This window comes from Lonsdalea quercina subsp. quercina (assembly GCF_000688695.1).
GTDB classification, from domain to species: domain Bacteria; phylum Pseudomonadota; class Gammaproteobacteria; order Enterobacterales; family Enterobacteriaceae; genus Lonsdalea; species Lonsdalea quercina_D.
Genome location: NZ_JIBQ01000010.1, coordinates 34,485 through 46,418, shown reverse-complemented (window position 1 = coordinate 46,418; position 11,934 = coordinate 34,485). Strand labels below are relative to the sequence as shown.

The following is an 11,934-nucleotide window of genomic DNA, read 5'->3' as shown; positions in this document are numbered from 1 at the left end:
ATCAGCATAGGTTATTTTTAATACGGGAATCATTATGAAACTTGCAAGCTACCGCCATAACGGAAAAGACAGCTACGGCATTTATACACCGGCTGGCTTTATTGACCTGCGCAGCAGACTGGGTCAGCGTTATCCGGATTTAAAAGCATTGCTGGCGGGAGACGGCTTGGCGGCGGCGAAAGCCCTGGTCGATGAAGCGCCGGATGTGGCGGAGTCGGAGGTCACCTTCTTACCGGTTATCGTTAATCCTGGGAAAATTTTGTGCGTCGGCATGAATTACGCGGCGAAACGCATAGAGTTTGATCAGGTCGACCCGGCGCCGACGCTGTTCGTTCGCTTTGCCGACTCTCAGACCGGACACATGACCGATGTGCTGAAACCCCAGTTCTCGGACGAGTTCGACTATGAAGGCGAGCTGGCGGTGGTCATCGGTCGCCGCGGTCAAAACATCGCGCGGGAAGACGCCTTATCGTTCGTCGCGGGATACAGCTGCTATATGGACGGCTCCGTACGAGACTGGCAGCACAGCTGGTTCACCGCCGGCAAAAACTGGCCGAAGACCGGCGCGTTCGGCCCTTATCTGACGACGAGCGATGAGATCCCCGACCCGCAGGTGCTGAATATTCACACCTATCTTAACGGCAGCCAGGTGCAGGACGATAACACCCGCAACATGGTGCACAAGGTGCCGGAGCTGATTGAGTACATCAGCACCTTTACCTCGCTGGCGCCGGGCGATGTCATCATCACCGGGTCTCCGGGCGGCGTGGGCAAAAAACGTCATCCGCCACTGTTTATGCGTCCCGGCGATCGCATCGAGGTCGACATCGAGCATCTCGGCAGGCTGAGCAATACCATTGCCGAGGCCAAAAGCCGCATCGATGACGCTCAGCCCTCGTCAGCCACGATCACCCATTGAATTCGGTCCCCGTTCGCGCGGGGATATTTTTAGCCGTTATGTTGAATAGCCGTCAGAAGCAGGATTACCGTTATGTATGACGATGCGTCTTTCTTTATCACCACACTCGATGTCAAAGACCATGCCGAGACGCTGGAGGAGATCCACTCGTTTCTGACACGTTGTCAGTTAGGCATGGACAATGACGTGAACACCTTTGTGATAGGGCGGCATGGCGGTCATCTGGTGGCCTGTGCGGGGCTGGCGTCGAACACCATCAAATGCGTAGCGGTAGATCCTGAGTTCAGAGACCTGAACCTGGGAGTGCGGATGGTCAACGAAGTCGTTCAGCTGGCCGCCGATCGCGGCATGTTCCATCTGTTTCTCTACACCAAGCCCGACAACATCGCCATTTTCCGCGGCTGCGGCTTTTACCCCATCGCCAGCTACGACGAGACGGCGGTGCTGATGGAAAATACGCCGATCGGCATTCAACAGTACTGTCAGAAGCTGTCGGCCTTGCGGCAGCCCGGCGAGCGCATCGGTTCTATCGTGATGAACGCCAACCCCTTTACGCTGGGCCACCGTTATCTGGCCGAACAGGCCGCCAGCGCCAGCGACTGGCTGCATATCTTCGTCGTTCGCGAAGACGTCTCTTTCTTTCCCTATAGCGAGCGGCTGGAAATGGTGCAGAAAGGGGTTGAACATATCCCCAACCTGACGGTACATCCCGGCTCGGATTACATGATTTCCAAAGCTACCTTTCCCGGCTATTTCCTGAAGGAAGAGAAACTCATCACCCAGGCCCACGCGGCCATCGACCTGATTATTTTCCGCAAATACATTGCCCCCGCGCTTGGGATCAACCAGCGTTTCGTCGGGACAGAACCCTTCTGTCCGGTGACGTATCAATACAATCAGGATATGCACTACTGGCTGGAGCAGGACGGCAGGGTGAAGGCGCCTGCGCTCAAGGTGATTGAAATCGAGCGCACCTGCGAACACTCAGGCCGGGCTATCTCCGCCTCGGAAGTTCGAAAACTCTTGAAGCTGCGCCAGCTCGATCCCATTCGGGACATGGTGCCGCCGACCACGTTGCAGCATTTACAGCGTTACTGCGAGCCTCAGTACGCGTAATTCACTTTTCATGTATCAGGCAGGAAATAAAGATGAAGATTGTCAAGGAAGCCTTGGCGGGCACCTTTGAGTCCAGCGATTTGCTGGTCAAAGTCGCCCCTGCTGAAGGTCAGTTAACCGTCGTGATCAACAGTGAAGTCATCAAGCAGTTCGGAGATCAAATCAAAAAAGTCGTCGATGAAACCCTGACGTCGTTGGGCGTGAAAGACGGCACCATCATCGTGGAAGACAAAGGCGCGCTGGATTGCGTAATCCGCGCCCGGGTACAGAGCGCCGTCCTGCGCGGAGCGGATGCCCAGCAGATTGATTGGGAGAAACTCTAATGTCGACATTACGCCGCAGTATGCTATTTCTCCCCGGTTCCAGCGCCGCCATGCTCTCCAACGCATTCATCTATAAACCCGACTCCATCATGTTCGACCTCGAAGATGCCGTATCTCTGCGAGAAAAAGACACGGCGCGTCTGCTGGTGTTCCACGCGTTGCAACACCCGATGTATCAGGACATTGAAACCGTGGTGCGCATCAACCAACTGAGCACGCCGTTCGGTTTGTTGGATCTGGAAGCCGCGGTTCGCGGGGGCGCAGATGTGATTCGTTTGCCGAAAACCGACTCCACCGACGACGTCGACGAGCTGGAACAGCATCTGGTGCGCATTGAAAAAGCGTGTGGTCGAGAAGTGGGATCGACGCGCATCATGGCGGCCATCGAATCCGCCGTCGGCGTGATCAATGCGGTATCTATCGCGCGGTCCTCCCAGCGCATGATCGGCATCGCGCTCGCGGCCTTCGACTATGTGATGGATATGCAGACGGAACGCGGCGACGGCACCGAGCTGTTCTATGCTCGCTGTGCCGTGCTGCACGCCGCTCGTGCGGCCGGTATCGACGCGTTCGACGTGGTGTACTCCAACGTGAACGATGAAGAGGGCTTCCTGCGTGAGGTCGAGCTGATCCGCAAACTGGGCTTCAACGGGAAATCGCTGATTAACCCGCGTCAGATTGAATTGCTGCACAACGCTTACGCGCCGACACAGGATGAGGTGGACTACGCCCAACTGGTGATCAAGACGGCGGAAGAGGGCGAACGCGCTGGACTGGGCGTCATCTCGCTCAACGGCAAGATGATTGACGCGCCGATTATCGACCATGCCCGCCGGGTAGTGGAACGCGCCCAGGCATCCGGTGTGCGTAAGTAAACGTCGGCCTTTTTTCAGCAATGACAGGATTTGATCATGAGCAACATTATTGAAGCGCTGCGTCAGCAGTTTCCAGATAAAAACGCGTTACAGCCGTTCGTCGACGCCAACCATAACACCCCGTGGCTGAACGACTTGACTCAGAAGCATGAGCGTAAGCTGTGCGCCGATTTGCAAGAAGCCGTCGTCAAAAGCGGTTTGAAAGACGGTATGACTATCTCCTTCCATCACCATTTCCGTGAAGGGGATAAGGTAATCAACAAGGTGATGGATACGCTGGCGGAGATGGGATTCAAAGACCTGACGCTGGCCTCCAGCTCGTTGATGAGCTGCAACGCGCCGTTGGTCAAACACATCCGCAACGGCGTCATTAGCCAAATTTACACCTCGGGCATGCGCGGTAAGCTGGCAGACGCCGTGTCGCACGGCTTGATGAAAGAGCCGGTGCAGATCCACTCTCACGGCGGCCGGGTGCATCTGCTGCAAAGCGGCGAGCTGAAGATAGACATCGCCTTTCTGGGCGTGCCGTGCAGCGATGAGTTCGGCAACGCCAACGGGACGGACGGTAAATCCCGCTGCGGCTCGCTGGGCTATGCGATGGTGGATGCGGAGTTCGCCCGCAACGTCGTGCTGCTGACCGAAAGTCTGGTGCCGTTCCCCAATATGCCCGCCAGCATCGTGCAGGATCAGGTGGACTACATCGTGCAGGTCGAAGAGGTCGGCGATCCGGCGAAAATCAGCGTGGGGGCCGCGCGCGTGACCAGCAACCCTCGTGAACTGCTGATCGCCCGTTCCGCCGCGGATGTGATTGAACATTCCGGCTATTTCAAACCCGGTTTCTCTATCCAGACCGGCTCCGGCGCGGCCTCCACCGCCTGCACCCGCTTCCTCGAAGACCGGATGCAGAAGCAGAACATCGTGGCGCGCTTTGCTCTCGGCGGTATCACCGGCAGCATTGTCGACCTGCATGAAAAAGGGCTGATCGAGAAACTGCTGGATACGCAATGCTTCGATGCCAACGCGGCGGCCTCGCTGGCGACCAATCCCAACCATGTTGAAATCTCGACCAACGTTTACGCTAACCCGACCTCCAAGGCGGCGTGTTGCGATCAGCTGGATGTCGTGATCCTGAGCGCGCTTGAAATCGATCTGGACTTCAACGTCAACGTCATCACCGGCTCCGACGGCGTAATGCGCGGCGCTTCCGGCGGACACTGCGACGTGGCGACGGCGGCCAACCTGACGATTATCGTCGCGCCGTTGATCCGTAGCCGTATTCCGACGGTTGTGCGTCATGTCACCACCTGCGTGACGCCGGGCGAAAGTATTGACGTCCTGGTGACCGATCATGGGATTGCGGTGAATCCGGCGCGGCCCGAAGTGGCAGAACGACTCACAGCCGCCGGACTGACCGTAATGCCGATCGAAGCGCTGTACGAGCGTGCGGTCGCGCTGGTGGGCGAGCCGAAACCGATCGCATTTCACGACCGCATTGTCGGGGTGATCCGCTATCGCGACGGTAGCGTCATCGACGTCGTGCGTCAGGTGAAAGAGGACGATGAGTAACGTGACGGCGACGTCGCCCGCAACGGTTTCGCTGGAACGCCTGCTGGCGGCGAAAGAGCGAAGAGCCGCCCGGCAGCAGGCGCTGCTGGCAAAGCATCATGCCCCGTTGGTGTCGCTGACGCTGGTGACGCCTGGGCCAGTCAAGGACTCGCCGCTGTATCGCCGCGCGATGGAAGAGGCCGTGGCGGCGTTTGCTGCCTTAAGCCGTGAACAGGGCTGGCAGGTGGCGGAACATCAGCTGCACTGGCAGGAGACGGGGGCGGAAGGATTCTGGGTGGTGGATGGCGATGCGCTGGCGATTAAGCGTGCCGCCGTAGCCCTCGAAGACACGCATCCGCTCGGGCGGCTGTGGGACTTCGACGTCTTCTGCCCGGCGTCCGGGCCGCTCAACCGCGCGGGTCTCGATCGCGCCGGTCGCCGCTGTTTGTTGTGCGATGAGCCAGCCCATGTCTGCGCGCGTTCGCGGCGGCATCCGTTGCCCGACGTCATCGCCCGGATCGAGGAGAGGCTAAATGCCTATTTTGCCGCTGGCTGACGCTCCGTTGGCGCAGACTGACGTTTCCTCGGCTGGCGCTCGCGTCGCGCTGCCTGTACCGGATATCGACCGGTGGGTCGTACAAGCGCTGACGGTGGAGGTCATGCTGACGCCGAAACCGGGTCTGGTGGACCGGGCGAACAACGGCGCGCACCACGACATGGACGTTCCGCTGTTTGAGAAAAGCATCGGCGCGATCACGCCTTGGCTGCGTCGCTTCATCGACGTGGGCTATGCCCATGCGGACGTGTCGCCTAAGCAGTTGTTAATGCAGGTTCGTCCTGTCGGCATGGCTTGCGAGCAGGCCATGCTCGCGGCGACGCACGGTGTCAACACGCACAAAGGCGGGATCTTTGCCTGCGGACTGCTGTGCAGCGCCGCGGGCTGGCTGGCTGCGAACGGTGTGGCGCTGACGCAGCGAAGTTTATGCCAAACCGTGGCGAACATGTGTCGCGATCTGGTGCGTGACGAGCTGTCGCTTTCCCATCGAGCGGCGACGGCCGGAGAACGGTTGTTCCAGCGCTATGGCCTGACCGGCGCTCGGGGAGAGGCCGCCAGCGGCTTTGAAACGGTGACCCGGCTGGCACTGCCAGCCTATCGACAGGCGCTTGGCGAATACGATCAGGAAATGGCGCTGTTGCACACGCTGGTGGTGCTGATGGCGCACAATCCGGATACCAACGTCGTATCACGCGGCGGAATGGCGGGACTAGCGTTCGTTCAGCGCTACGCGGCCGATTTATTGGCGCAGGGCGTCACCCTTTCCCGTTTGCAGGCAATGGACCGCGCCTTGACCGAACGTCATCTCAGCCCCGGCGGCACGGCCGATCTTCTGGCGCTGACCTGGTTGTTACATCACTATCCCGCCGAATAAATCTGTTAATAAACCCCTATAATGTCAATCCAACGTAAAGTTGGGGACGCAACGGACGATATCCTACGTATAACTCTAAGCTGAGACTTATTGGGACTGATTTGTCTCGGTAATGATTTAACTCTGGGATGGACAAAATGGACGAAACCAAAAAAGAACAATTTCTGAAGAGAAATAAACTGGCGATTTGCGCGACGCTACGCGAGCTGCAGAAAAATAATACGGCTCTGATGGTGAACCACTCTCGAGGTCATTTCATCAGCAATATTCTGGACGTTCAGCCGGACGACAATACCTTTATCTTCGACCTTGGCGGCACGTCGCAAGGGAGTGACGTCCTGGACCCGGAGATGTATTTCGTCGCCGAACCGGCGGGCGCGAAGGTGGAATTCAATGCGAACGGGGTATCCAGAATCGATTACGAGGGATTCCCGGCATTCCGCGCCAACATTCCCGCCGACCTCTATCGCATCCAGCGCCGCAACTATTTTCGTATTACGTCTCCGGCCTGGCCGCCGATGTTCTGCCGCGGCAGTCTGCCGGATGAGCGTCGTTTCCAATTCACGATCAAAGATCTTTCGCTGGGCGGGGTGTGCCTGCTGAGCGAACAGGAAGACGTCGCTGAACAGCTGGGGCAGGGTGAGATTCTGGAAAACGTCACGCTGGAGCTGGGCACCTATGGAGAATTCAGCATCGACGTACAATTCATCAGCCATGCGGTCAGTCGTATTGTCGGCGCCAAAGGCGAAGTGAAAAAGGTACAGCGGCTCAGCTTCAAGTTCCCGTGCCTGACGCCCGGGCAGGAGCGGAGCCTGCAACAGGTGATCACCGCGCTGGAACTGGAACAGCACGAAAAAAGAAAACGTGTCCTGTGATTTTTTGCGACTGGCGAGCCATTATCGAGATGTTTTCGGTGACTTAATTTAAATAACTCCTGCGGCGGCGCAAAGTCTTGTCTCTTGCCCCCCTCTCCGGCAGAATACGCGCCCTGAAATAACCGACGTTAATAGCGTCGGNTATTTTTTTGAGACTTTCTTTTCTTAATGAAGGGGCCGGACCTCGTGCCGGAACGATATCAGACCAGGCTGCCACGAAGGCAGAAAGAGGAATATGTGAAATGGGGCAATCTGTTGTAGCAGTACCGGTGCCCGCCGGTTTACGCTGTGTGAGCAGCGACTATGGCGCCGTAGCGGCGTCGACTTTCTTCGATCGTGCGTCAGCATCCATTGACGGCGGCAACCTGTCTTCATCTATGTCAAATCACACCGTTTCTCACCGCCTTCCTATGTCCAATAGATACGCGACATCCCTGACCCGTACGTCTATTGCCGGCAACGGAGGGATGCGTCATGTCGCATAATGCAGCGGTTTCCAGCCAACGAGTACAACTAAGAAAAACACTGACGCTCTGGCAAGTTGTGATGATGGGGCTCGCCTATTTGCAGCCCATGACCATTTTTGACACCTTCGGCATTGTTTCCGGCCTGACGGATGGCCACGTGGCGACCGCCTACGCCTTTGCCCTGACCGGCATTCTGTTCACGGCGGTAAGCTACGGAAAACTGGTGCGTCGATTCCCGTCCGCGGGCTCGGCCTATACCTACGCGCAGAAAGCGATAAGTCCGCACATTGGTTTCATGGTGGGATGGTCATCGTTGCTGGACTACCTGTTCATGCCTATGATCAACATCCTGCTCGCCAAAATTTATCTGGAAGCGATCTTCCCCGGCGTGCCGTCTTGGATCTTCGTGGCGGCGCTGGTGGGGTTAATGACGCTCTTCAACCTGCGCGGCATCAACATCGTCGCGAACCTCAACTCGGTGATCGTGGTCGTCCAGGTGGCGATTATGGCGGTCTTCCTGACACTGGTGATCCACGGGATTTCCGGCGGCGAAGGCGCGGGCACGCTGGTGAGCAGCAAACCGTTCTGGTCCGAGAACGCACAGGTCGTGCCGATGATTACCGGGGCAACGATACTCTGCTTCTCCTTCCTCGGCTTTGACGGCATCAGCTCCCTGTCGGAAGAGACGCCGGACGCGGGCCGTGTGATCCCGAAAGCCATTTTCCTGACGGCGCTGATCGGCGGCATTATCTTCATCGTGGTCTCCTATTTCTTGCAGTTGTTCTTCCCGGACATCTCTCGTTTCCACGATCCGGATGCGTCTCAGCCGGAAATCATGCTCTACGTCGCGGGCAAACTGTTCCAGTCTGTGGTGCTGGTATTCTCCTGCGTCACCGTATTGGCGTCCGGGATGGCGGCCCACGCGGGCGTTTCCCGCTTGATGTATGTTATGGGCCGCGACGGCGTTTTCCCGGAGCGTTTCTTCGGCTACATCCACCCGGAATGGCGGACGCCCGCTCTGAACGTGCTGCTGGTGGGCGTCATTGCGCTGTCGGCGGTATGTTTTGATCTGGTGACGGCCACGGCGTTGATCAACTTCGGCGCGCTGGTGGCGTTTACCTTCGTCAACCTGTCCGTCATTTCCCAGTTCTACATTCGTGAAGGCCGCAACAAGACGCTAAAAGACAACATCCATTATCTGCTGTTGCCGGTCTTGGGCGCGCTGGCTGTCGGCGCGCTGTGGTTGAATCTCGAAGAGACGTCGATGACGTTGGGACTGGTCTGGGCTGCGATTGGCCTGCTGTATCTGGCGATGGTGACCCGCCGCTTTAAACAGCCGGTTCCGCAGTGCAGTGAAGACATTGGCTAATTCTGCCACGTGAGCCTGACGTTAAAACGGCCGCCGAGGGAGTGATCCCCGGCGGCTGTTTTTTATTGCTTGCTCTGCCGCGCGGGCGGAACGTTTTGCGTCGGCGACGAACTGAAAGCCGCGGCGACGGCGCAACGCTCTAGTTCTGTCCTCCGTCGAGGGTTCAGTGACCTGCTTGCCGCGTAGCCCAGATGCCGCCCGCCAGCGCCGCGGCCGTTAGCACCAGCGCGAACAGTGTGGCCCCCGACGCCAATCCCACCGTATCCACCAGGTAGCCCGCCGCCACCGGTAGCAAGCCGGCCGGGATGTAGCCACCGATGTTGAGGACGGCGTTGGCTTGCGCGCGATGGCTGTCCGGGACATGCAGGCCGATCAGGGTTAAGCCGCCCAGTTGGCCCAACCCCTGACCGGCGCCAGCGAGCAGCGCGGACGCGACCAACGCCAGCACCAGTGAGGCATGTATGGCCAGCGCCAACCCAACCATCGACAGCACCGTCGCCGCAGCGCTGGCGGCGAAGATGCGTGGTATCGGCCACCGGCGCACGGCGAACTGCACGCCGGTGGCGGTCAGGAACATTGCACAGGCCATTCCACCGGCCAGCAGTGGACTACGCTCGTCGAGCAGAAGCGACAGCAACGAAGGCCCCAGCGACAATACGAAAGACGTGGCGGTGATGCCGGGGCCGAAGGTGGCGATGCCGCAGGCGACCTGACGACGATTGGCCTCCGGCACCGCGGGCAGGCGAATCCGTGCGGGGCCGGAGGCGACCGGACGCCGCAGCGGCAGCCACCCTACGATGCCCAGCGCACAAAGCAGTACCAGCATTTCAACGCCGAAAATCGGCAGCACCGGCTGCGCCAGAGTTTGTGCAAGTCCCCCGGCCAGCAATGGCCCCAGCCCGGCGCCCAGCACCATCGCCACCGAAGCCAGGAGCGCCGCCAATCGCTTGTGTTCGGCACCCCCTACATCGACCACCGCCGCCATGCCCGCCGAGACAATCACGCCCACGGCGATACCCGTCAAGAGCCGGCCTATCGCCAGCATCACAATAGAGCTGGCCGAAGCGAATAGCAGACACGCCACCAAGGCCGCCAACAGTCCGGGTATGAGGACGAGTTTGCGTCCGTAGCGATCGGAGAGCTGGCCGGCGACAAGCAGCGTCCCCAGCAAACCCGCAATGTAGAGCGCGAAGATGACCGTCAGCATGCCCGATGAGAAGCCGAGCTGCTGCTGCCAATGCAAATACAGCGGCGTCGGCGAGTTGGACAGCATGAGCACGGCCGTCACGACACCTCCGGCGGCCCAGAGGGCGGTTGGCACAGGTGCGGATTTCATTGGGAATCCCCTTCGCCTTGCCGCTCATGCGTGCAATGCGCCAGGGTATTGGCAACCCGTGGCGGGGCGTCGATGTCACTCGCGCCATAGCGCAAGCAGCTTGGCAAATAGTGCTTGTTCATGCGCAAGGCGCGGCCTTCGAACGGGCGGGTCAGCTCGCTTATAGCTCGTCCGTTCCGGCCATCTTTACGAGAGACCTTGGGGGTTAACTCGGTGGACACCTCGCTGCCCCGTGGCTTGCCTTTGAGGACATCCGCACGGTGTCCGTAGGCCCGGCCATGTTCGGCAACACTAGCCGGCCAATCCATCAACAGCGGCGGGCGGTTGTCCCCGTGGAAAGCAAAAGGCAGGTTGGCGCGCTCATGCGATGACTGCCGGTGCTGTTCGGCCTGTCCGTTGATCGTTTCATCGGGATCGTGACCGTACAGGTCATGTGCAGCAATGCTCGGCGCCTGCCACGACGCGGCAATACGCGCGGCATTGATACGAGACGTCGAAAGAGCGGGGNGGGCGACGATCATCAGAGGGACAGACACAAGGATCTCCTATACGAGTTTTTTCGTACTTAACGGTATAACTATAGTTCGATAAAACTCGTACAGCAACATGATTTGGTACTGACAAGGTTTGCTACTGACAGGGATTGACTGACTCGAATCGTGCTTGGAAACACCGTTGCGACTGGGTCCGCTACAGGACGGCGCCATGGCTCCGCGCGATGCTCGATATCGCTGCCACTCACGGCTTCGGCGTGGCGCATTGTCGTGAGGAGGTCGGATGGTAATCTCACCGCTCGACGGCGACTATTGACGGACCCTAATTCGGTGCAGTTTCAGGCCGATGTCTCCATCACCGAATCACCGGCCGCGGTGCGGAACTCGCCCGCAGCCGCCCGCTTGATGTGGTTCAACGGTGGTTGAAGTGTGCTGCAGGGAGGCGTGATAAGCGCCGCTTAGTGCTGTCGGACCTCATCATGGGGCGCGATCCGAGCGGTCTTTTCGACGTCAAGGTCGCCGATCACACAGGGGAACGTCGGAGCGAAGCATTGCCGTCATCGCGGTTGTCCCTCGAATGGATCACCGAAGCTCCCAGTCTGAGCGAGGGAACAAACCTGTTCGATAAATCATGTGCAATTGCTACAATCAGCCCATGAGCACTGTCAATAAAACCGAATCGGTTGCGGCAGGCGGCGAACCCGCCAATCTGCCTGACCCGTTGCCAGAACCGGATATCGCGGACCTGCGCCTCGAAACCATCCTCGGCGCTCTGGCCGACCCCCTACGCCTGACCATCGTGCGCAAGCTGATGCTGGAGGCGCAGGCATACGATCATCCATGCGGCTGGTTCGGGTTCGACCGCCCCAAGTCGTCTTTGACTCATCACTTCAAGGCGTTGCGCGAAGCGGGGGTCATCCGCCAGCGGCAGTATGGGCTGGAGCGGCGGAGTCGGCTGCGCAGCGAGGACCTTGAAGCTCGCTTTCCGGGACTGCTTGCACTCGTTGCCCACTGGCAGCCGTCATCAGAAAAGAAGCCACGGTAGCACCTCGCGAGGCGCGTCGGCGGCGATATGCTGCTTCCGGTGACTGAACGTTGACCATAGCGAAAACGCAGCCTACGGGCTGCGCTTTGGTTTCGGGAGGTGGGGGGCGGCAAGGCGTGGCAATGCGACGTCTCCCGCGA

General features: G+C 59.1%; 12 protein-coding genes. 10 read left to right on the top strand and 2 right to left on the bottom strand.

The features are described from left to right. Nucleotides 1-34: 34 nt before the first annotated feature. From SB13_RS11140 to SB13_RS11100, 9 genes are all read left to right on the top strand, one after another. Entirely contained in the window at nt 35-919 is an 885-nt protein-coding gene (locus tag SB13_RS11140) for a fumarylacetoacetate hydrolase family protein (protein ID WP_051616527.1), read from the top strand. A gap of 72 nt (nt 920-991) precedes the next feature. Next, nucleotides 992-2,035, top strand: a complete 1,044-nt coding sequence (gene citC / locus SB13_RS11135) for a [citrate (pro-3S)-lyase] ligase (RefSeq protein ID WP_026740427.1) — start codon at nt 992-994, stop codon at nt 2,033-2,035. Nucleotides 2,036-2,067: 32 nt separating this feature from the next. Beyond that, entirely contained in the window at nt 2,068-2,358 is a 291-nt protein-coding gene (citD, locus tag SB13_RS11130) for a citrate lyase acyl carrier protein (protein WP_026740426.1), read from the top strand. Further along, on the top strand, nt 2,358-3,233 hold the full coding sequence (citE, locus tag SB13_RS11125) for a citrate (pro-3S)-lyase subunit beta (RefSeq protein WP_026740425.1): 876 nt from the start codon (nt 2,358-2,360) through the stop codon (nt 3,231-3,233). The genes citD and citE overlap by 1 nt, the downstream gene beginning before the upstream one ends. 36 nt (nt 3,234-3,269) lie before the next feature. Then, a complete protein-coding gene (gene citF / locus SB13_RS11120) occupies nt 3,270-4,799 on the top strand; it encodes a citrate lyase subunit alpha (protein WP_026740424.1) in 1,530 nt (509 codons plus the stop codon). Next, nucleotides 4,792-5,334, top strand: coding sequence for a citrate lyase holo-[acyl-carrier protein] synthase (citX, locus tag SB13_RS11115; RefSeq protein ID WP_026740423.1), 543 nt, complete (start codon nt 4,792-4,794; stop codon nt 5,332-5,334). The genes citF and citX overlap by 8 nt, the downstream gene beginning before the upstream one ends. After that, complete coding sequence (citG, locus tag SB13_RS11110) at nt 5,312-6,208, top strand: triphosphoribosyl-dephospho-CoA synthase CitG (protein ID WP_026740422.1); 897 nt, start codon at nt 5,312-5,314, stop codon at nt 6,206-6,208. Before citX ends, citG begins: the two co-directional genes overlap by 23 nt. Before the next feature lie 137 nt (nt 6,209-6,345). Further along, on the top strand, nt 6,346-7,083 hold the full coding sequence (locus tag SB13_RS11105) for a flagellar brake protein (RefSeq protein ID WP_026740421.1): 738 nt from the start codon (nt 6,346-6,348) through the stop codon (nt 7,081-7,083). A 474-nt stretch (nt 7,084-7,557) separates the two neighbouring features. Beyond that, nucleotides 7,558-8,919 (top strand): APC family permease, encoded by a 1,362-nt coding sequence (locus SB13_RS11100; RefSeq protein WP_026740420.1) that lies wholly within the window; start codon nt 7,558-7,560, stop codon nt 8,917-8,919. A 163-nt stretch (nt 8,920-9,082) separates the two neighbouring features. Here SB13_RS11100 and SB13_RS11095 read toward each other — a convergent pair whose 3' ends face one another. Next, complete coding sequence (locus tag SB13_RS11095) at nt 9,083-10,255, bottom strand: MFS transporter (protein WP_051616528.1); 1,173 nt, start codon at nt 10,253-10,255, stop codon at nt 9,083-9,085. Next, nucleotides 10,252-10,776, bottom strand: coding sequence for an NAD(P)H-dependent oxidoreductase (locus SB13_RS17055; protein ID WP_051619102.1), 525 nt, complete (start codon nt 10,774-10,776; stop codon nt 10,252-10,254). Before SB13_RS17055 ends, SB13_RS11095 begins: the two co-directional genes overlap by 4 nt. 604 nt (nt 10,777-11,380) lie before the next feature. Between SB13_RS17055 and SB13_RS11085 the strand changes: the two genes are divergently transcribed. Next, a complete protein-coding gene (locus tag SB13_RS11085) occupies nt 11,381-11,794 on the top strand; it encodes an ArsR/SmtB family transcription factor (protein WP_200872303.1) in 414 nt (137 codons plus the stop codon). Nucleotides 11,795-11,934 lie beyond the last annotated feature (140 nt).

Bases quoted from the DNA above. Each gene is read 5' to 3' on its own strand.
- SB13_RS11140 (WP_051616527.1), top strand. From the start codon at position 35: ATGAAACTTGCAAGCTACCGCCATAACGGAAAAGACAGCTACGGCATT.
- citC (WP_026740427.1), top strand. From the start codon at position 992: ATGTATGACGATGCGTCTTTCTTTATCACCACACTCGATGTCAAAGAC.
- citD (WP_026740426.1), top strand. From the start codon at position 2,068: ATGAAGATTGTCAAGGAAGCCTTGGCGGGCACCTTTGAGTCCAGCGAT.
- citE (WP_026740425.1), top strand. From the start codon at position 2,358: ATGTCGACATTACGCCGCAGTATGCTATTTCTCCCCGGTTCCAGCGCC.
- citF (WP_026740424.1), top strand. From the start codon at position 3,270: ATGAGCAACATTATTGAAGCGCTGCGTCAGCAGTTTCCAGATAAAAAC.
- citX (WP_026740423.1), top strand. From the start codon at position 4,792: ATGAGTAACGTGACGGCGACGTCGCCCGCAACGGTTTCGCTGGAACGC.
- citG (WP_026740422.1), top strand. From the start codon at position 5,312: ATGCCTATTTTGCCGCTGGCTGACGCTCCGTTGGCGCAGACTGACGTT.
- SB13_RS11105 (WP_026740421.1), top strand. From the start codon at position 6,346: ATGGACGAAACCAAAAAAGAACAATTTCTGAAGAGAAATAAACTGGCG.
- SB13_RS11100 (WP_026740420.1), top strand. From the start codon at position 7,558: ATGTCGCATAATGCAGCGGTTTCCAGCCAACGAGTACAACTAAGAAAA.
- SB13_RS11095 (WP_051616528.1), bottom strand. From the start codon at position 10,255: ATGAAATCCGCACCTGTGCCAACCGCCCTCTGGGCCGCCGGAGGTGTC.
- SB13_RS11085 (WP_200872303.1), top strand. From the start codon at position 11,381: ATGTGCAATTGCTACAATCAGCCCATGAGCACTGTCAATAAAACCGAA.